The 21467-nt window shown below is 49.4% G+C and carries 17 protein-coding genes; 13 read left to right on the top strand and 4 right to left on the bottom strand.

The window, feature by feature from the left end; translation table 11 throughout:
• Positions 1-52: 52 nt before the first annotated feature.
• From EKM84_RS08190 to EKM84_RS08180, 3 genes are all read left to right on the top strand, one after another.
• Entirely contained in the window at positions 53-511 is a 459-nt protein-coding gene (locus tag EKM84_RS08190) for a hypothetical protein (protein WP_125765276.1), read from the top strand.
• 202 nt (positions 512-713) lie between these two features.
• A complete protein-coding gene (locus EKM84_RS08185; protein WP_125765275.1) occupies positions 714-1139 on the top strand; it encodes an Hsp20/alpha crystallin family protein in 426 nt (141 codons plus the stop codon).
• 116 nt (positions 1140-1255) lie between these two features.
• Complete coding sequence (locus EKM84_RS08180; protein ID WP_125765274.1) at positions 1256-1477, top strand: AbrB family transcriptional regulator; 222 nt, start codon at positions 1256-1258, stop codon at positions 1475-1477.
• A 135-nt stretch (positions 1478-1612) separates the two neighbouring features.
• Here the strand turns inward: EKM84_RS08180 and tnpA are convergent, their stop codons facing one another.
• The gene (gene tnpA / locus EKM84_RS08175) at positions 1613-2032 is read right to left on the bottom strand and encodes an IS200/IS605 family transposase (protein ID WP_125765273.1); all 420 of its coding nucleotides are present in this window, start codon (positions 2030-2032) and stop codon (positions 1613-1615) included.
• Between the two features lie 95 nt (positions 2033-2127).
• Between tnpA and EKM84_RS08170 the strand changes: the two genes are divergently transcribed.
• The gene (locus EKM84_RS08170; protein ID WP_125765272.1) at positions 2128-3381 is read left to right on the top strand and encodes an RNA-guided endonuclease InsQ/TnpB family protein; all 1254 of its coding nucleotides are present in this window, start codon (positions 2128-2130) and stop codon (positions 3379-3381) included.
• A gap of 211 nt (positions 3382-3592) precedes the next feature.
• Positions 3593-5086 (top strand): glutamate/gamma-aminobutyrate family transporter YjeM, encoded by a 1494-nt coding sequence (yjeM, locus tag EKM84_RS08165; RefSeq protein WP_125765271.1) that lies wholly within the window; start codon positions 3593-3595, stop codon positions 5084-5086.
• Between the two features lie 650 nt (positions 5087-5736).
• Here yjeM and EKM84_RS08160 read toward each other — a convergent pair.
• Together EKM84_RS08160 and EKM84_RS08155 are read right to left on the bottom strand one after the other, a co-directional pair.
• Complete coding sequence (locus tag EKM84_RS08160; RefSeq protein ID WP_125765270.1) at positions 5737-6588, bottom strand: aldo/keto reductase; 852 nt, start codon at positions 6586-6588, stop codon at positions 5737-5739.
• A 111-nt stretch (positions 6589-6699) separates the two neighbouring features.
• Positions 6700-6921 (bottom strand): hypothetical protein, encoded by a 222-nt coding sequence (locus tag EKM84_RS08155; protein WP_125765269.1) that lies wholly within the window; start codon positions 6919-6921, stop codon positions 6700-6702.
• Between the two features lie 496 nt (positions 6922-7417).
• Between EKM84_RS08155 and EKM84_RS08150 the strand changes: the two genes are divergently transcribed.
• Both EKM84_RS08150 and EKM84_RS08145 read left to right on the top strand, forming a co-directional pair.
• Positions 7418-9763 (top strand): cation-translocating P-type ATPase, encoded by a 2346-nt coding sequence (locus EKM84_RS08150; protein WP_125765268.1) that lies wholly within the window; start codon positions 7418-7420, stop codon positions 9761-9763.
• 89 nt (positions 9764-9852) lie between these two features.
• On the top strand, positions 9853-10377 hold the full coding sequence (locus EKM84_RS08145) for a DUF1836 domain-containing protein (protein WP_125765267.1): 525 nt from the start codon (positions 9853-9855) through the stop codon (positions 10375-10377).
• Between the two features lie 93 nt (positions 10378-10470).
• Here the strand turns inward: EKM84_RS08145 and EKM84_RS08140 are convergent, their stop codons facing one another.
• Entirely contained in the window at positions 10471-12264 is a 1794-nt protein-coding gene (locus EKM84_RS08140; RefSeq protein ID WP_125765266.1) for a glycerophosphoryl diester phosphodiesterase membrane domain-containing protein, read from the bottom strand.
• Positions 12265-13268: 1004 nt separating this feature from the next.
• Here EKM84_RS08140 and adhE point away from each other — a divergent pair.
• From adhE to EKM84_RS08110, 6 genes are all read left to right on the top strand, one after another.
• Positions 13269-15887: a bifunctional acetaldehyde-CoA/alcohol dehydrogenase gene (gene adhE / locus EKM84_RS08135; RefSeq protein ID WP_125765265.1), complete on the top strand. Its 2619-nt coding sequence runs from the start codon at positions 13269-13271 to the stop codon at positions 15885-15887.
• Between the two features lie 568 nt (positions 15888-16455).
• Positions 16456-17070 (top strand): aggregation-promoting factor, encoded by a 615-nt coding sequence (gene apf / locus EKM84_RS08130; protein WP_125765264.1) that lies wholly within the window; start codon positions 16456-16458, stop codon positions 17068-17070.
• Between the two features lie 755 nt (positions 17071-17825).
• A complete protein-coding gene (gene apf, locus EKM84_RS08125; RefSeq protein WP_125765263.1) occupies positions 17826-18452 on the top strand; it encodes an aggregation-promoting factor in 627 nt (208 codons plus the stop codon).
• Positions 18453-18678: 226 nt separating this feature from the next.
• Positions 18679-19029: an aggregation-promoting factor C-terminal-like domain-containing protein gene (locus EKM84_RS08120; protein ID WP_125765262.1), complete on the top strand. Its 351-nt coding sequence runs from the start codon at positions 18679-18681 to the stop codon at positions 19027-19029.
• A 185-nt stretch (positions 19030-19214) separates the two neighbouring features.
• Positions 19215-20402, top strand: a complete 1188-nt coding sequence (locus EKM84_RS08115; protein WP_125765261.1) for an acetate/propionate family kinase — start codon at positions 19215-19217, stop codon at positions 20400-20402.
• Between the two features lie 291 nt (positions 20403-20693).
• Positions 20694-21164: a hypothetical protein gene (locus tag EKM84_RS08110; protein ID WP_125765260.1), complete on the top strand. Its 471-nt coding sequence runs from the start codon at positions 20694-20696 to the stop codon at positions 21162-21164.
• Positions 21165-21467 lie beyond the last annotated feature (303 nt).

The raw sequence follows: 21467 nt of genomic DNA, 5'->3' as shown, positions 1-21467 counted from the left end.
AGAAAGCACTGTTAACACTGCTAAATTTAGGTGTTGAGGAGCGAATTTTTAGATGAAAAAGATTTTGTTTACGCTCACGGTTCTATTAGCAATAGTCGGGGGCGTCACGTTCGTCACTACTAGTACAGTTACCGCGCAAGCAGCTAAGAAGCATTACACGGTGGTGCCCAAGTCATTAAGAGGCCACTGGCGCCAGTACAATGCGAAAAAACATGGGTACGATAAGGTGATCTTTACTAAGTGGCAATGGAAGACGAAAAATGCTGGGCAGAGAAAGTGGTACACCTTGTCCGGTAAAAAGTTTAAGGTTGCTCGACGTGTAGGTGGCTCACCTTGGTATAGTGATTTAGCTATTTCTAAGGCAAAATGGGGCTACAATGTTGGTCAAAGTTACTCAGACGAATGGCCGTACTGGAAAAAGGTCAGACACAACGGGAAAACGGCATTACGTTGCTACATGCCACCATTGGGTCCGGGAAAAGGCCGGGCAAGCTACTACTACCACAAATAGAAAATCATCACTGACCTTTTGCTTAATTGTTTGATCTTAATTTATATATGATTTAGTATATCCTCACATAAGCGCTGATATATCAGTGTTTATGTGAGGATTTTAGCACTCCGATAGTACGAGCGCTAATTACTTGCAATCCTGACCAATACTGACTATTATAGATAATGTAATCAAGCAAAGCAGAAAGGGGTTATTGATTATGACTAACGATGTTATGAACCGGAACTTTGATTTCTTTGATCCAATGAATTTCTTTAACGAAGTGGGGAACCTGGGACGCGACATGTTTAGCGGCGATGGCTCTATGAAGACGGATGTTGTGGAACACGATAAGGACTACGTGGTGACGGCCGAAATGCCTGGCTTCAAGAAGGAAGACATTCACGTCGATTACCGCGACGACACCCTGAGAATTTCTGGGAAGTCCGAGGTCAACCAGTCAGCTAAGGATGACGATGGCCGGATTCTTCGTCAAGAACGTAGCAGCCAAAACGTTGCGCGTTCCTTCTACCTGCCAAGCATTGACCTGGATAATGTTCAAGCCAAGTACGTTGAAGGCGTTCTGACCTTGACATTGCCAAAGCAAACCAAGGTTGCAGACAATCATAAGATTAGCATCGACTAATTAAATCGACATTAATGAAGCCCACTGGCCGCGATTAACGTGGTTGGTGGGCTTTTTGCTGGGTAAATGGGGTGTTATCTGGTAGGGTTAGCATGACGCAATGAGGAGGAGTTTACATGAAGGTCAGACGAGTTGGCAAAGAATTAGTTTTACAGGTTCCGGCTAGTTTCGGGGTTCAAGTGGGGCAAGAGTTTTCCGTGAGGGTCCTAGACGATGGTAGCCTTATTTATCATCCGGTGGGACCAAACATTTTCGAAGATAGAACTCACAAGAATGCTGACTTACGTCCAAGTAAGGATGAGTTGCCGACAGACGTTGTAGGACGTGAAGAGATCTAATCTCTATGAGAAAAAGCCGACTTATCACACGAAAAATTTAGCCTCCTGTTAGGAAATTACCACGGGAATGTATTGTCTTTCATTTAGTATAAATATGGCAGAATTTCCTTGCTTTCAAACAAGGGATGAATGCCATTATGCTTTTCGCTGATTAGCAATATAGTTTTCCACGGTTGTCCTGCTCATGTCACCCAGGGTGCTCATAAAGTAACTAGGCGACCAGAGATGTCCACCCCAAAACTTCTGAGCCTTTATCTCTGGATGTAGTTCAAAGAACAAGCGAGCCGAACCGCCCTTGAAGGCTTTGACAACATTGGTTGGTGCATACTTAGGCTTAAAGCTTAGTAGTAAGTGAATATGGTCCGGCATTACCTCCATCTGTTCAATGGTCACTTCGTTTAGCCGGGCTATCTTTGTTAGAATATCCGTCATCTCAGCGACTAACTTTGGTGTTGTAAATGCTTCATGCCGATACTTGGTGACCCAGGCCAAGTGAAAATGGAAGCTGTAAACATAACCACGTTCATGAATAATCCCTTCAGCATTCTCACTCATACGCACCCTCCATAAATATTATTATAAGACAGCTTACTATGGATACAGTATACTCATATGATATGCTGTTATCAAGCAAAAGGAGGTGGCAGTTCATGACGAAAACGATGGCACAATTACCTTACTACTATGGGGTTAAGGTCCGGGTCTTTCCTTCAACCGAACAGAAACGGTTGATCAAACGTAACAGTGATGCGAGTCGCTTTATTTATAACGAAATGAACGGGATGAACACTGACCTATTCTGGCTGAAGAAAGTTAAAACGCCAATTACGCTTGTTTTGAAGCGGATTGCTGATTTGACCGAGCGTCTGAAGAAGCCGTCAACTGCTATCTCCAATATTCATGGGTGGCTCAATCACCCGGACTTTGACAGTCTGATGAAGGCTAATGCCATCAAAAATTATAAGACCGCTTGGAAATTATTCCACCAGGTTCATCAGGCCGGAACGCCTAAGTTTCATAAACGTGGTTATTCTCAGACTTATCAAACATCTTGTCTTTACAGTGCCAAAGTGACAGTGCCAACCATGAGAAATGGGAGTGTCAGATTAACTGATACCCACCACCTACAATTACCCAAACTGGGACGTCTCCGATTCAAGGGACTTCCATTAAAAATCTTAGAGCGAGCTAATGACATTAGAATTGGAACGACAACGGTCTCAATGGACGCTGTAGGCCATTATTTTGTGTCCCTGCAGATTGGTTCGGAACACCCCTTTGTTGCTAAACAATCAATCGTCAAATCTAAAGTTGGCATCGATTTGAATCTTGATAATTTTCTGACAGATTCTAATGGGCAAGTAATTGAGAATCCCCGTTACTACCGAATGATTAAAGGAAAGCTGGCTAAAGCTCAACGGAAACTGTCACGGCGGGCTAGACGAGCTAAAAGGAGTCAACGACGGTTATCAGAATCAAAGAATTATCAAAAGCAACGGCTACAAGTAGCCAAGCTACAGCGTAAAGTTGCCAACCAACGTAAAAACTTTCTGCACCGCGTCTCTACGACCTTGATCAAAAACCACGATTTAGTCGTAGCTGAAGAACTGCGGAGTAAAAACATGTTACGAAATCACGCTTTAGCAATGAGTATCTCGGACGTCGGTTGGCGAACTTTACTAAGTATGCTGGCTTACAAAGCTGACTTGTACGGTCGGAAATTTTTGACGATTGATCCGCGAAATACGACGCAGACTTGTAGCCATTGCGGACATGTCATGATCGGCGAAAATAAGTTGACGTTAGCTGACCGCAAGTGGACGTGCCCTAGTTGTGGCACGTTCCATGTGCGTGATCATAACGCAGCCCAAAACATTCTAGCTAAGGGTTTAGCAGCTCTGTAAGAGAAACAAGTCCGTCTGGCAACCTGCGGACCTAAAAGGCTTTGGTAATTAGCGGATAAGTCCTATTCGTAGGCTAACGCTGTATCTAAGTAAATTGTGGTCGTCATGCCATGGGGTATGGTTCCTACAAGCGTCCGTTTTTAAACGGGCGTGGTTGACAATAAATAAAGCGCCTACAATTGGGCAGCCTAAAATAATTGGGGAGACAATAATGGCTGATAATAATAACTCTAAAATCACCTTAATGGCCTTAGTCATGATGATCTTTACGACCGTCTTCGGCTTTGCCAACAGTACGGTGGCCTATTTCTTAATGGGTTACTCGTCGATTCTATTCTACTTAGCAGCGGCAATCCTGTTCTTTATTCCATTTGCTTTAATGATGGCAGAATATGGGGCCGCCATCAAATCCGACGAAGGGAGTGGGATGTACCAGTGGCTGGACCGCAGTGTGAACTCAGAGTTCGCCTTCATCGGGACCTTCATGTGGTTCGCCTCCTACATCATCTGGCTGGTTTCCACCTCCGCGAAGGTTTGGATTCCCTTTACCACGACCTTCTTCGGGCGTGATCAAACGCAGAACTTCGCCTTCGCTGGCTTAAACGCCACGCAGGTCATCGGGATTCTGTCCTGCCTGTGGATGGTGCTGGTGACCTGGGTCTCCATCAAAGGGGTCAAGGGCATCGTGCGGATCACCAGTCTCGGTGGCTTGGCCGTCATGAGCTTAAATGCCATCCTGCTGGTCGTTTCCGGTGTCGTTTTGGCCTTGCAGCATGGTCAGTTTGCTCAGCCGCTGAGCACCTTCTTACATTCCCCACATCCTGGTTACCAACAACCGATGGGAATCATGAGTTTCGCCGTATTTGCCATCTTCGCCTATGGGGGTCTGGAAGTCTTAGGGGGCATGGTTGATAAGACCAAGAACCCCGAAAAGACGTTCCCCAAGGCCATTGTCATCTCAGCCGTCGTGATCACGTTGGGTTATGCGATTGGGATTCTTTGCTGGGGGATTAGCACGAACTGGCAAACGGTTCTGGCCGACCCAACCACGAACATGGGGAACATCAGTTACGTCATGATGCGGAATCTCGGGGATACCTTGGGTGAAGCCCTGGGTCTGAGCGCCGCCACGAGTACCACGATTGGCTTGTGGTTTGCCCGTTACACCGGCCTGGGTATGTTCTTAGCGTACTCCGGAGCCTTCTTCACGTTGACTTACTCACCGCTGAAGACGCTGATCATGGGGACGCCAAAGTCCATGTGGCCAAAGAAGTTTACTAAATTAAACGACAACGATATGCCCAGTTATGCGATGAAGCTGCAATGTGCCGTCGTCATCGTGATCATTCTGGTCGCGTCATTTGCCTCGAGTGATGCCTCAGCCTTCTACAACATTTTGACGCTGATGGCGAACGTGTCCATGACGTTGCCATACCTGTTCCTGGTCTACGCCTTTCCGAAATTCAAGCGTAACCGCGACATCGTCAAGCCGTTCGAAGTTTACAAGTCACCGGCCTGGACGACTGTCATCAGTTGGGTCGTCTTCCTCGTGGTCTTGGGGGCCAACGTCTTCACGCTGCTCCAACCCATCTTGGAAAACGGCGACGTCCAAAGCACGATTTGGATGCTGGTTGGGCCAATCCTGTTCGGCTTAATGGGGGTCATCTGGTACCAAGTCCGTAAACACAAACAAGTGGAGAACTAGTGCTTTGATGGCGCCTTACCGGGCGAGAAAAATGGGATCGGAACGCTGGGGGAGGACGCCGGAAGCCTGGAAAGCGGTCTTCCAGCACGCTTTGAGCCGAGGAACACGTCTCAAAGTCGCCATTCTGCGAGTGGAATACTCGCAGAATCCCCGGCTGGACCCATTTTTCTCGCCCTCACGGCTGATACAGAACTAATTCTGCCAGTTTGTGCTTAATGCTTTTTACCTGAAAATTGGGCACAATTAGTCAGTCTAAATATGCGTAAAAGAAAATGCAATCAACGTCCTCAATTAATTAATGAGAACGCCGATTGCATTTTTTAGTTTACATGATTAAGTCGCCACCGAAGCGGTACTAGGTTTAAACGCGTATGAGCCGCAGGGTTGGTGAAAATGGGTCAGTTGTGGGAGTGACCAGAGACGAGCCAAGGCGACCAGCTGTGTCGATGGTCTTAACTGAGCGATTTTCTCAGTTTAGAGCATGGGACAACCTTTGAGACCGCACCTCAGGCTCAAAGTTGAGGTGGAAGCCCGCTTCTCAGGCTGTAACCGGCCCCACAGCAGGGCGCCTTGAGCTCGTCGTCGGGAACGGACGCAACACGGCCCAGTTTTCACCAGCCCGGAGGCGCAGTACCCGCACAGTTTAAACCCTAGTACTGCTTGGCGGTTTCGTAGACGATTTCGGGTTCATTCCCCGTCCGTTCATTCTTATTCAGAATGTCGATCATGGTCATCTCATCAACGTCCAAGGCGAAGTCAAAGATATCGGCGTTTTCCTTGATGCGGTCGGGATGGGTGGACTTGGGAATCGTCACCAATTCGTGTTGAAGTTCCCACCGCAAAACGATTTGAGCAACGGATTTGTTATGGTGCTTAGCCATCTTAGTCAGCATCGGGTTATCTAAAACCACGCGCCGGCCTAAAGGACTCCAAGCTTCCGTGACGATCTTCTTTTCTTGGTCGTAGTCGAACAGCGCCTGTTGGTTCAGGTAAGGATGGTATTCCACCTGGTTAACGACGGGCATTTCCTTGGCCTGCGTGGCGAGCAGTTCCAGGTGGGCAATGGTGTAATTGGAGACCCCGATGGACTTGACCTTGCCATCAGCTTTCAATTGTTCCATGGCCTTCCAGGTGTCAAAGAAGTGTTCACGAACGGGCCAGTGAACCAGTAAGAGGTCCAAGTAATCAGTCTGTAAACGTTTGAGTGAGCCTTCCACAGCCTTCATCGTCCGGTCGTAACCCTGAACGACTTCGGCGACTTTGCTGGTCAGGAAGAAGCCTTCACGAGGCAAGCCGAGTTGGTGCAGGGTGGGACCGAGAATGTCCTCGTTGCGGTAAAGCATGGCCGTGTCAAACATGCGGTAGCCAGCGTTCCAGGCCGCGTCGATCGATTTATTCATGGTTTCTTGATCGCCGATTTTGTAGGTCCCAAACCCCATGACCGGCATGCGGTTGCCATCGGCCAGTTTGAGTGTATCCGTAATCTTGGTGGGTGGTGTCATAAAATAGTTCCTCCTTGACGGCAGATACCGTCAGTCATTGTTGGTGCGAGGCGCTGGGCCAGGCACGCGTATACCCTCCATTTTAGGCTATCTAGCGCTAAATGACAACGCTTACTGACGGCGATGAAAAACGTCAAAGAGGTTGATGCTAGCCTCGAATAACATCCCAAACGTCATGAGCCACATGGCCAGCATATCTTGATGGGCTAACATGCAGCCAAGCAGGATGATATAGAGAATAAATAGAATAACCGCTGATGATTTGTGATTCAAAATATTACTCCCTTTGAAGAATTTAAGTAAAAATGCGTGAATAAATGCTACCAATTTCATTGTAGTCTTCCCCGGCTCAAAAGGTTACTATCGTTCCCATTAGAAATGCTTGCGTTTCTCTAAAAGATTGCGTAGAACTGAACGAATTAAGCGCCGGATGAACCCATTTTCTAGTACAATGAAGGTGTGTTCTTATAGGTTGTTGACTGTTGTCTCAGCAGTAGACGCAGCTGTCCTAGGGCCGGTTGATTTCGACTTAGCGTCTGAAATACGATTTCAAAGGCCGTTGGCACCAGTATAGTAGGCGCAAATAAAAACAGCGTGGGTTAAACGTCTGTGAGTCGGAAGGTCGGTGAAAATAGACTCAGCCGTGGGAGTTTCCTTAGTGGCTTGGCCACTTAGGAAACTGATATTTTTGAGACGTGGACTTCGGCTCAAAATAAGTCTGGAGACCGGTCTATGGCTCCAGACGTGCGCCCACAGCGTCACGGTCTATTTTCACTGACCTGGAGACGCAAATTAACGAGTAACCCAAAGAAAGGGAGGTTGCGGGGAAATGACCACAACAGAACGTTATGAAACGCCGTTAGACCAAGGACTAACGGCGGATGAAGTTGCGCAGCGGGTGGCTGCCGGTCTGCAGAATGACCCCTTACCCCCGCTGACCCGAAGTGTGAAACAAATCTTTCGGGATAATCTATTAACCCTCTTTAATTTAATCAATGTCCTGCTGGGGGCCTTGGTTTTGGTCACCGGTAGCTATAAAAACTTGCTCTTCTTGGGGGTCGTCGTGGTCAACACAGGGATTGGTATTTTCCAAGAAATTCGGTCCAAACGGCAGGTCGACAAGCTGGCGCTCCTGTCCGAAGGTACAATTGACGTACTGCGGGACGGTCAGCTGACGGCGCGACACCAAGATGACATCGTGAGTGACGACCTGCTCGAGTTACACCGCGGGGACCAGATTCCTGTCGATGGCCTGATTCGGGATACCGCCGGACTGGAAGTCGATGAATCCCAGATTACCGGGGAATCCACGCCAATTCTGAAAGGGACGGGGGATTCCCTGATTTCTGGCAGCGTCCTCCTCGGGGGGCGGGCCATGGTGCAGGCCACCACGGTCGGCCACGGCAGCTTTGTGAAACAACTGGCGCACTCGGCCAAGCAAAAGCGCCGGAGTGCCAGCCAGCTACTCATCATTATTAATCGCATTATTAAAGTATTGACGTTTGCCATTATCCCTTTGGGGGCGGCCTTATTCGTATCCGCCATGTTGCGGGGACAGAGCCAGAACCGTGCCATTCTGGGAACCGTGGCCTCAATGGTCGGCATGATTCCGGAGGGCTTGGTCTTACTGACCTCGGTAGCGCTCGCGGCCGGCGCCTTCACCCTGGGGCGTCACAACGTGTTGGTGCGGGAATTACCCGCCATCGAAGCGTTGGCCCGAGTCGACGTGCTGTGTTTGGACAAGACCGGGACCATCACCAACGGTCAGCTACAACTCGACCGGGTGGAACCGTTGGCTGATGTCTCAGCGGCAGATCTGCAGACGCGACTGGCTCAGCTAGTGGCGGCCACCGGTGACGATAACGAAACGGCGCAGGCGGTCCAGCAGGCGTACGGCTCACCAGAAGTTGCGGCGCAGGATGTCTTACCGTTCTCCTCCGGGCGCAAATGGAGTGGGGCGGTCATCGGTGGCCACGCGACGCTCATGGGCGCACCGGAATTTATTTTTGACACGGTGCCCAGCGACGTCCAGCAACGCATTCAAACGCTGGCGGCCGCGGGCTACCGGGTCCTGTTGCTGGCGGAAGCGGAACAGCTTACGACGCCCAAGCCAACGAATCCTCGGACCATCGGGCTAATTTTAATTACCGATGAGCTCCGGCCACGTGCCAAGGATACGTTCGGCTTCTTTGCCAATCAGGACGTGGCCTTGAAGGTCATTTCCGGGGACAATCCCGTGACGGTGGCCAGTATCGCTGGCCGGGCCGGTATCGCTGGGGCCCAACAGCTGGTCGATATGAGCCAGGTGGGCGCCAACCCAGACTACGCGCAACTCGTGGCCGACTATAACGTATTTGGTCGGGTCACGCCGCAACAAAAGGAACAGCTGATCAAGGCCTACCAGGAAGCTGGGCACACGGTTGCCATGACCGGTGACGGGGTCAATGACCTGTTGGCGCTGCGTCAGGCAGACTGTAGTATTGCCATGGCCTCTGGGAGCGAAGCCACCAAGAGCTTGGCCGACTTTGTCCTGGTCAACTCAAACTTTGACGCCATGATCAACGTCTTAAACGAAGGCCGCCGGGTCATCAACAACATCGAACGGGTGGCGTCGCTATTTCTGATTAAAACTATGTACTCGGTTGCGCTCACGCTGATCTTTATCTTCATGAGTCGCAGCTATCCATTTGAACCCATTCAGCTGACGCCTATTTCCTCATTGATGGTGGGGATTCCCACGTTCTTCCTGGCCCTGCAGCCCAACTACGCGCGGATTGCCGGTCGCTTTATGAAACAGGTTATGGAAATTGCGGCGCCGGCAGCTATCTGCGTGGTCGGCTACATCCTGGTCATCATGGCGATTGGCACGCAATTCCACCTGACGTTTGCGACGACCTCCACGTTGAGCGTGCTGATCACGGGGTTGATTAGCCTCAATGCTCTGGTCATGGTCGCACGGCCGCTGAACCGGTTCAAGGTCGGGTTGGTCGTGTTGATGGCGGGTTTGTTTGCGGTCATCTTCATCTTCTTTGGTCCGATTTTCTCGTTGGTCAGCCTGTTGAATTGGCAACTAGCGCTGATTTATCTACCCTTGATGATTAGTGTGATTCCGGTGTTTATCTTGGTCCAGGACGGACTGGGTCACCGGATTCTCAGCAAGATTCGGTGGCGCTAGATGAATTGCCGTTTTTAGACCTTAGCTAGTCACTAAGACTAGATTATATGTTATAATCAGAACTAGAAACGGAAGGGTAGGGAAAAGACATGGCTGATTTCAATCAATATACGCGGTGGGAACACCAGATGCACGGGGTTAAATTACCCCGGTGGGACGATTTACCCAAGTTTGACCTCTATATGGACCAGGTAACGGCGCTGATCAATGATGTTTTGGGCCCCTTGGGTGTCGACACGATTACCCCGGCGATGATCAATAATTACGTGAAACACAACGTGATTTTGGCCCCCGTCAAGAAGAAGTATCAGACCATGCAGCTGACCGATATTTTAATGATCAGTCTCCTGAAGCCCATGTTCCAAACGGATACGGTCCGCTCGGGAATCGACCAGATTACGGCGGGCGATTACCCCAAACAGGCCTACGACAACTTCATTGACAGCCTGGAAGACCGGCTCCACCATTTAGGTGAGGACCAGGTCCAACCAGCAGCCAAGGACTTGAACGAAAAACTCATGCAGGTCGCCGTTGACGCGGTCGTGGCGCGCTTGCAATCGGAAAAGCTGCTACATCTCATCAAACGACCTTTACGAAAAATTGAAAAGAAATAATCAAAAAATGCCATCCCGACTATCAATGGGATGGCATTTTTGGTTGCAGTAGTCAGGGAAATTCCCGGTTACTAGGTGTTTTTAGCGTTCAGTCTATTGCGTCTGCGTCTCCAACGACAAATCATTCATAAACGTCAAAAGTAAGTTGGCGTAGCTCGGATGATCCGTGTTGTCCTTGATTTCCTGTTGGATCAGCGACAGGTTATTGGTGATGACGCCGTTGACGCCCATGAACATCATCTGGTCCAAATTGGTGATGGTGTCAATATCCCAAGCGTAAACCTTCTTGTGTTCACGAGCGGCCTGGTCAATAAAGGTATCGTTCAGGGTCGTCGATTCCATGGTGTAGGCGTTGGCCCGGGTCTGCGGGAACGTCAGGTTGTAGGGCATAATGTAGCTGACAAATAGCTGCGGGTGCTCTTTTTTCAGTCGGTTCATAATTTTGTAACTCAGTGTGTGCACCTGCTCATGATTTGCCATGATGCGTGCCCCAAATTGCCGGTAGAAGCGTTCGGGCAAGTCTTTGGTGTCGGCCCCACCCGTCTTGATTTCAATCAGCAGTTTCTGGTGGTGGGCAATGGCCGTGTTCAGGTAGTGATTGAAGCTGGGAATCTTTGCCTGATAGCCATTTTCCGTGACCGTGATCTGAGTCAGTTGCTTCAATGTCAGCTTAGACACAGATTTCTTAATGTTGGCGAGCGCCTTCAGGTTGGCGTCGTGCATGACCACAAACTGATGGTCCTTGGTCATACGGATGTCCATTTCCACGTAGTCGGGCCGCTCCTTGCTGGTCTTGACCATGGCGGGAATCGTGTTCTGCACGCCGTTGCCGTTATCGACGCCTCGGTGGGCAATCGTCAGCGGCTTGCTCATGGCGAGGCCGTTTAGATAGACCAGGTTAAACCCAACCAGAGCGGCACTGATGACGACCAGACCACTCGTGATCAACAGCCGGGTCCGAAACTTAGTCTTCGCTGGTTCGCGGAAACTGAACAGGGACAGCGGCGTCCGGCGATGGGCCTCGTGACTGCTGAGGATGACCATCATGAACAGCACGGTAGCGTAGCAGACGATAAATTCCGTAATGACTTCCATCAAAAAGAGGTTTACGGTGGCCGCAACCAAGCCGAAGCTGGTCTTGTCGAAGAGGACTTGTCCGATGTAAAGCGCGGCATAGATGACAAAGACGGCGGCACTGACCAGGGCCAGGGTCACAATAATTTTGCTAAAGTAGTTCCAAAAGTTTCGGCGCGTCTGGTGCCAGCTGAGGCGAATGGCCTCGCGGCTGTGGTAGTGGTCGATCATCATCAGGGGCAACACGGCAATCAACCGAATCCCCAGGTAGGCCGCACCGACGTAGAAGATGCCCAACAGGACCGTCCACAGGGGATTTTCCATTAAGTAACTAATGATAAACGCCGGAATTTTGGCCTTGTTGAGCAGTGGTGTGGTAAACAGCTCGCTGCCAAACGGGATAATGACGATGAAGTACCCAATAAAGAAGAGAAATGTGCTAGGGGAGGCGCCGGCAATGCTGCGGACGGTGTCGCCCAGTAGCGCCCGTGTGGAGTCTGGTCGCCCGGTTCGAATGTTGGTGATTCCCAGTAGGAGGAAGGCGAATTGCCAGTAGATCAGCGTGACCACCGCCAACAGAATCAGTAGAAGGCCGATGATGGCCAGGGGATGCTGCAACGTGATGGCAGCGATGTTGGTGTAGGACACGTAAGGGACGTGCTGCCATTTCAACAGCGCCGCGGTCAGCCAGGTAAAGGCCGGCACCGCTAAGTAACTAATGACCAAGTTGGTGATAAAGACCAGGGTGACGTAACTGCCCCAGTGTTGGAAAAAATGGCGGGTCGATTCTCGCCAGAACTGCCATGCCTGCACAGTCCTCAACTCCTCTCAATAACAAATATTATGTAGGTGATTCTGTTAAATTGGTTTTGGTTGCCGCCTCCGGGGCGCCAGAAATGGGCCGTGACGCTGTGGGGAGGACGCCCCGAGCCAAAGGGCGGTCTCGGGACTTGCTCTGAGCCGCCAAGGGCGCGTCTCAAAGTCACCATTTCCTGAGGTTCTCTCAGGAAATCCCACGGCTGAGCCCATTTCTGGCGCCCCTGCGGCTGACACGGCAGCTCTGATTGGACTGCGGTGGTTATTTGTTTCTGGTCGTTTTCTGGTTTAGTTTCTCCAGTGGGGTGTTGATTTGAAACGCTGTGGGGAGGACGTCCCGAGCCAAAGGGCGGTCTCGGGACTTGCTCTGAGCCGCCAAAGGCGCGTCTCAAAGTCACCATTTCCTGAGGTTCCCTCAGGAAATCCCACGGCTGAACCCATTTTCCCCGCCCCTGCGGCTGATACAGTGACTCTGATTGTACTGTGGTAGTCATTTGTTTCTGATTGTTTTCTGGTTTTGTTTCTACCAACGGGTTGCTGGCTTGAGACGCTGTGAGATGTGATTAAAGCGTCGTTACTGCCATTCTACATATAGTCAGTCGTCAAACAATTATTCCCTTAAACGGCTTCTATATCTACTACTTTAGCATAATCTTTATAGAACAACCGGAGAAAATAGTTGGTTACTTCGGGGCATTTTGGATAGTGGGGGATGTAGCGAAGGGTAACTGGTTCATTTAGGCTATTTTCATAGAAATTATGAAAACAAAACAGTCGGGTAGTGATTTAATTCACAGACTTATTTAACCAGAAATTTCTTTTGCGATTATGTATGCGCTTTCATTCTAGATGGCTCTAGTCCTTGCTACTAATGGGTTAACTAGCTAAACAAATTAATTGTGATATTTTTAACAAAAAGGGCTTGCGTAATTCTGAAATCATGATATGATATATCTCGTGAAGAAGTTAACAAGGATGTTTTCAAAAATGGAGGCATAAGAATGTTAAAAGACGTGAAAGAGAAAAAAACAACTAAAAACCAAGAAAGCACTGAAACTGTTGATCAAATGATCGACCGGCTCACTGCTAAAGCCCACGATGCTTTATGTGCCATGGACAGCTTCGACCAAGAAAAGGTTGACCACATCGTCCACCAAATGGCTATCGCCGGCCTGGACCACCACATGGAGTTGGCTAAGGCCGCCTTCGACGAAACTGGTCGGGGTGTTATGGAAGACAAAGCCATCAAGAACATGTTCGCCACTGAAGAAATTTGGCACTCGATTAAAAAAGATAAGACGGTCGGCATCATTAAAGATGACCACGAACGTCAACTGATCACCGTTGCTGAACCACTGGGAATCTTAGCTGGGGTTACCCCCGTTACCAACCCAACGTCCACGACGCTGTTCAAGTCATTGATTGCTGTGAAGACGCGGAACCCAATCATCTTCGCCTTCCACCCACAAGCCCAAAAGTCATCCGTGATGGCCGCTAAAGTCGTTCGCGACGCTGCTATCGCTGCTGGGGCCCCAGAGGGTGTGATTTCCTGGATTGAAACACCAAGTATCGAAGCCACGACTGCTTTGATGAACCACCCAATGGTTGCCAGTGTTCTGGCTACCGGTGGTCCTGGCATGGTCAAGGCGGCTTACTCAACCGGGAAGCCAGCCTTAGGGGTTGGTCCTGGTAACGGCCCAGCCTACATCGAAAAGACCGCTAACATCAAGCGGGCTGTCTACGACATCGTCTTATCCAAGACGTTTGATAACGGGATGGTTTGTGCTTCTGAAAACAGTGCCGTCATCGACCACGAAATCTACGCGGAAACGAAGAAAGAAATGCAAGACCGCGGCGTTTTCTTCATTAAGAAGAGCGACGAAAAGGCTTTGGCCGACGCCATGTTCAAGCCTGAAGGTGGCGTTAAGGGCCCGATTCCTGGGATGTCCGCGCAAAAGATTGCTGACATTGCCGGTATCAAAGTTCCCGCTGGCACCAAGGTCTTAGCTGCTGAAATCATCGGTGTGGGACCAAAGTTCCCATTATCACAAGAAAAATTGAGCCCAATGATTTCCGTTTACAAGGCTACCAGCAAGGAAAATGCTTTTGATCTCTGTGACCAACTGCTGCACTTCGGTGGGCTGGGCCATACGGCTGCCATTCACACCATGGATGACGATTTAGCCACCGAATTTGGGATTAAGATGAAGGCTAGCCGAGTTCTGGTTAACACGCCATCCGCCATTGGTGGGATTGGGAACCTCTACAACGAAATGGTGCCTTCATTAACGTTAGGTACTGGTTCATGGGGTAAGAACTCCGTGTCCCATAACGTTTCCTCATTTGACCTGTTGAACATCAAAACGATTGCAAAGCGGCGAAATAATATGCAGTGGATTAAATTACCTCGAGTTTACTTTGAAAAGACGTCCGTTCGTTACCTCGACGACATGCCTGGCATCAAGCGGGTCTTCCTTGTGACCGACCCAGCCATGGTTGAATTGGGTTACGTTGACACGGTGCTGAACGAATTGAAGCGTCAACCAAACGGGATCGAATACTCGCTGTTCTCCGACGTTGAACCTGACCCAACGACTGACACCGTCAACCGTGGGGTTACGCAAATGCGGATGTTCAAGCCAGATACCATCGTGGCTTTAGGTGGGGGTTCCGCAATGGATGCCGCCAAGAACATGTGGTTATTCTACGAAGACCCATCCGCAAGCTTCTTCGGCGCCAAGCAGAAATTCTTGGACATCCGGAAGCGGGCCTACAAGTTTAACAAGCCACACAAGGCGCAATTCGTTGCGATTCCAACGACTTCAGGGACTGGTTCTGAAGTGACGCCATTCTCCGTCATCACCGATTCCAAGACCCACGTGAAGTACCCATTGGCCGACTACGCGTTGACGCCAGACGTTGCCATCGTGGACTCACAATTTATCGAAACGGTGCCTAAGAAGACGGTTGCTTACTCTGGACTGGACGTGCTGACCCACGCCATCGAATCATACGTTTCCAACATGGCGTCCGATTACACCCGTCCATGGTCACTGCAAGCGATTAAGTTAGTGATGGATAACCTGACCAACTCTTACAACGGCGATATTACCGCCCGCGAAGAAATGCACAATGCATCAACGTTAGCCGGGATGGCCTTTGCCAACGCCTTCCTCGGGGTCGACCACTCTATCGCCCACAAACTGGGTGGGGAATTCGGCCTGCCTCATGGGTTAGCCATTGCCATCACCTTGCCACACGTGATCCGGTACAACTTCCAAGAACCAACGAAGCTGACCATGTGGCCTAAGTATGAATACTTCCGGGCTGACGAAGATTACGCCCAAATCGCGCGCTACCTTGGCTTGCCAGGAACGACCAAGGAAGAACTGAAGGAAGCCTTAGTCAAGAAGATCATCGACTTGGCCCACTCAGTTGACGTGACCTTGAGCTTGAAGGCTAACGGCGTGGACAAGGCCCACTTCGATAAGGCAGTCGACAAGTTAGCCGAACTGGCCTTCGAAGACCAATGCACGACCGCTAACCCACGTGAGCCACTGGTTTCTGAACTGAAGCAAATTATGATTGATGAGTACGACGGGAAGAACGTTGAAAAATAACGGTTGAAATTCTTGTCGGTAAATTCGAAAAATCCGCTTGGCCTGAGGGCTGAGCGGTTTTTTTGTGCGTGGTCAAAAGGGGTGATCGATTGGGAGATCTTTCCACTTAAATGATCGGTTTCTACTATAATATAACGAAATTTATTTAACTGACTGGCGGTGGGATTTTACGATTGGTGCTTGGTTTATTTTGATTGGTTGGGCAAAATGTTGAGAGAGTTAGGGTGGCTAGCCCAGTTCAAATCGACCGATTTTGCTTAACTGTTAATAAGCAGAACTATGAAAATGACCATAAATGGACCGGAATTTCATCAAATTTTCATGAAAACAGGCAAAAAAATCCCGTTTTTACGTGCAAAAAGCACTCAAATACCGACCTCGTTTCGCCTCATCTGGGCAAAAACAGGGGTAAAAAAGCGGTTTATGTGACAATAGAGTTACAAATATTACGGAATGTCATACTGTAATATTTTTCTTAATGCTGGCGTAACGTAACGCCAATCTAACTGACACAACCATCAGTTATTCTAATAGCCGTTAAGCAAACAAAGGAGGACGTTCATTTATTATGAATATCAAAAAAGCTTTAGTTAATACTTTGGGTACGGTTGCCATTGTCGGTGCCGGCCTCTTCGCCACTAACGTAACGGCCAACGCCGATACGAATGTTACGGTCAAGCAGGGGGATTCTGTTTGGTCATTAGCCAACAAGTACGACTCATCCGTTAACGCTATCGAAAGTGCTAACAGCTTGAGCAACAGTAACTTGATCTACGTCGGCCAAACGTTGAGCGTACCTTCAAGCAAACAAGCTACCACGACTTCTACTAACACTGCTGCTAGCCAAAACACGACTACGACTGCTAACCAAACTAGCCAATCCACGACTAGCCAAAGCAGCCAAGCAACCACGAACACCCAAACTAGCAGCAACAAGACTGCTTCAACCGGTGTATCTGGTTCAGAAGCCAGTGCTAAGGCTTGGATCGCCAACAAGGAATCTGGCGGTTCATACTCAGCAACTAACGGCCAATACGTGGGTAAGTACCAACTGAGCTCTTCCTATTTGAACGGTGACTACTCAGCCGCCAACCAAGAAAAGGTTGCCAACTCATACGTAGCTTCCCGTTACGGCTCATGGTCAGCTGCGCAAGCCTTCTGGCAAGCAAACGGCTGGTACTAAACTAGAAATAGCTTAGATAAGCCAACAAATTAACGTTTAAATTCAAGTGGCGCCCACAGATGCAGGTCTGTGGGCGCTTTTTTTAGAGTGCGGAGCGGGGCGGTTAGGTCCTGAGCATTAACGTCGGTTCAGTAACGACCCCGGGCTTGGGTCGTTGCTGAACCGGGGTTAAGCGCAGGGACCTGGCTGTCGTAGCACGTTTCGGAGGCTGCCAGCATCGGGATAGGTCCGTGGAGAACCAGTCAAACGGTCTAAAGTAAGCCGAATCGAGAGAAAGGCCAGACTAGAATTCCCGCCTAACACTATGTGGTGCCGGTAATCAGCAATAGCCACAGTGAAAACAATTCCCATTTACTATAGAAGAAATGATGAGTAACCATCTGACAACAGTCCGATTTTTAACATGGCTCAAAGGCAGCTCACAACGAATGGCGCGTTATCACTAACGGTAATTTCAAACGAAACATCAAATTTAACAACAACATTTCTGAGCGCCAGGCAATCTCAACCACTAATTTCAAGCAAGTCGGGTTCACTACCCAGCCCGTAACCGTCACATGACCGCAACGTAAGGACCGTAAACCCGGTTAATGTTGCAACGGGATTAACCACGTTACGGTTTGTCATTTAAGCCGGTTTTTCTTAATGTGGGCGTAACTTAGGAACAATGGCGGTGTAACCTCCGCGGGTTATGATAGGTCTCGTTAAGTAATTGATAGACAGATTCACTAATCAAAAGGAGGACATTCATTTTTATGAATATCAAAAAAGTTTTAGTATCTACTTTAGGAACTGCAGCCGTATTAGGTGCCGGGTTATTTGCCAGCACTACTTCCGCCAACGCCGACGTCCGGGTAACGGTGAAGTCGGGAGACACGGTTGCCAAGATTGCTAACCAGTACAAATCTAGCGTCTCCTCAATCGAAAAAGCCAACAACTTAAAGAACGTTAACTTGATTTACGTGGGTGAATCCTTAGAAATTCCTGACGCCACTAGCACCACGACGTCAACGACTAGTGCCGCTACCACCACGCCTAGCCAATCCACGACGACAACCAGCAACACGACTAACAATACCGCTTCAACCAGCAACTACAGTAGCCAAGCCACCACTGGGACGACCAGCAGCGCTTCTACGGCCACTTCAACGACGTCTACCTCTGGCTCTTCAGCTAAGGCTTGGATCGCTAACAAAGAGTCTGGTGGCTCTTACACGGCCTCTAACGGTAACTACTACGGGAAGTACCAATTGAGCAAGTCATACCTGAACGGGGATTACTCAGCCGCTAACCAGGAAAAGGTTGCCAACTCTTACGTTAGCTCCCGTTACGGCTCATGGGCCGCTGCGAAGTCCTTCTGGCAAGCAAACGGCTGGTACTAAATCCAACTTGGTTCGGTCAATTTAATAAATAATTCAGAAAACGACGGTGCAGTGCCTTTAACTGATCGCCGTTTTTTCGTGGTCCCACCGGGCTTAAACGACAATATATTACACCAGACGGGCCAAAATGGGGTGGGCCGTTACAGGTTTGTAACATTTAGACAACGGGGCTGTAACTTAAGAACGTTATGATATTCTTAACAAATTCGTTAAGGAGGGTGTTCAGTTGAAACTTAAAACTCTATTCATGGTTATCGTGATGGTCGTTTCACTGACCCTCCCTAGTGTCTCATCCGTTGTGAATTCAACAACGACTGCCGAAGCCAGCGTGACCTACGTGTCCAACTTATCCAAGAAGGAACAACGCGCCAAGGCCTGGATCGCCGTTAAGGAATCCGGCGGCAACTACCGCGCCCACAACGGCCGGTACTACGGCAAATACCAACTCACCATTTCGATGTTGAAGGGTGACTACAGCAAGGCTAACCAGGAAAAGACCGCTGACCGCTACGCCCACAACCGTTACGGTTCATGGACGAAGGCCAAGCATCATTGGTTAGGCTACGGCTGGTTCTAAAACTTAATTTAAGCGAATCCCACTGACACGTGTTGGTGGGATTTTTTGTTGGAGTGAGTTTTCATCGGGGGTGCTTTGCAAATCATGTCTAAAAATTCTCACAGAAAGTCATTCTTTTCTTGAAAGCGGTTACAGAATCATTTAAACTGGGAAGTAACCGAGAAAATGATTGGGAGGATCGACTCATGGCAAAAACATTGGCAATTAACGCAGGTAGCTCAACTTTGAAGTGGAAGCTCTTTTCCATGCCGGAAGAAACCGTTATCGCATCAGGAATGGTAGACCGGTTGAATTTACCGGGTTCCATTTTCAAGGTCAAACTGCTCGACGGCACCAAGAAAACGGAAACACAGGATAACATTACGAATAAGCTGGCGGCAGCGATGGTGCTGACGCGGCTGAAGTCTTACGGGATTGTGAAGCACCTGAGTGAAATCACCGGTGTGGGTCATCGAATCGTGGCCGGCGGGGAAGTCTTCAAGGACTCCGCTGTCATCACGCCCGTCGTGTTGAAGCAGATCAAGGAACTGAAGGACTATGCGCCACTGCACAACCCGGTTCAGGCTTACTACATCGAGGTCTTCCAACAACTGTTGCCGGAAGCCAAGCAGGTCGCCGTTTTCGACACGTCTTTGTACACGGATATGCCAGCGGTCAACTATATGTACAGCATTCCTTATGAATATTACGAAAAATTTGGGGCCCGGAAGTACGGGGCTCACGGGACCAGTCACCGTTACGTGGCGCACCGGGCAGCCGAAATCTTAGGCAAGCCGTTGGCCGACCTGAAAATGATCACCTTGCACTTGGGATCAGGCTCCTCCATTACCGCCTTCAAGGATGGCCATGCGCTGGACACCTCCATGGGCTTCACGCCATTAGCGGGGGTCATGATGGGGACGCGGTCCGGGGACATCGATCCATCGTTGGTGGCCTATCTAGCTGAAAAGCTCCACAAGACCATGCCAGAAATGATCGACATTTTGAACCATAAGTCTGGTCTGCTGGGGATTTCTGAGTTATCACCCGACCAACGGGACCTGGAACAGACCCAGGATGAACGGCCAAAGTCTAAGTTGGCCTTGGACATGTTCGTTGACCGGGTAGTCCGCTACGTCGGTAGTTATATCGCTGAATTGGGCGGCGTGGATGCCATCGTCTTCACGGCCGGTTCCGGTGAGAACGGCGTGGACATGCGGCAAGCCGTTGCTGATAAATTAAACTACTTTGGCATTGCCATCGACCCTGCCAAGAATAACTTCCGTGGGGAAGAACACATCGTTAGTCCAGACGACGCCAAGGTCAAGACGCTGGTCGTGCCAACGAACGAAGAATTGATGATCGTCCGTGACGTGGAACGGCTGACAAAATAAATTAGGTTGCGAGGAGGTCCGGGAATCTTTCCTGGGCCTTTTTTTGTTGCCAGCACTTAGAAAAATGGCGATTAGCAGCGTAAACCAAGGCAACTATACCGTATCAAACTGATGTTAATGGCACCTTAAGTCGGGACTTAACGTTTTCTTGACCACTATGACAATCAGGTAAAGACCGTGTCATTTTGTCATCTGACGGGCGATTCCTTAATCGAGCGGTAACGATTTGCTAATGCCGTTGAGATGTCTCGGCGGTAAGCTGGGGTCGTTAAATAAGGGAGGAACCATTTGATGATTAAGAAAGTTATCTTGACGACCATTAGCTTCGCCGCTGTGTTAGCAGCCGGTATCGGTTTTTCCAGCGTCACGGCGAGTGCCAACACCTATCGTGGCGCGGCGGCTAGTTATCAGTATCGACCGCAAACCAGTACGTACAGTCAGGCGGCACCGATCAAGGATACTAGCGTTGCCAGTCAAACCACTAACAACAGCACGGCTGGTGCGACCATCAGCGTGGCCCAATTTGAAAGTCAGGGCGTCGTTTACTTGAACGGCAATAAATGGACCTACTATTCGGGTAGCTTAACGGCCGATGGCACCAGCATTAGTGCGAACGGGTTGGATCCAAACGGCTACCGCGTCGTCGCAGCACCTGCCAGCGTTCCGTTTGGCACGAAGATCATGACGCCACTTGGCATGGGCGTTGTGCATGACCGCGGGACGGCCATCACGGGCAACCATTATGATGTGGTGATTCAGTAATTTATTTATAGCTAAACTTAACCGCACCACTTCTGTTAGGAGAAGGGTGCGGTTTTGTTTACGTCTAAATGGCTGGGGGAGCCAACGTATTCTTAGCATACCTGATGTTTTGCCGAATTGCGAGAAATATCTAATGAAAATGGTTGGCTCGTTATGGGTTAACTGCTTAAACTAAAATCCGTGGGACTCACACACCACTCAATATTGTAAATTTTGTGTCGAAATATAGATAACATTATTGATGGTTAATACTTGCTATTTGATTGGGAGACGGGTAAGCTGGTGAAATCAAGTCGCGCTGGG

The organism is Levilactobacillus mulengensis (assembly GCF_003946045.1).
Taxonomy (GTDB): domain Bacteria; phylum Bacillota; class Bacilli; order Lactobacillales; family Lactobacillaceae; genus Levilactobacillus; species Levilactobacillus mulengensis.
Note: the sequence above shows the minus strand (reverse complement) of the source record. Positions and strands in the feature narration are given on the sequence as shown.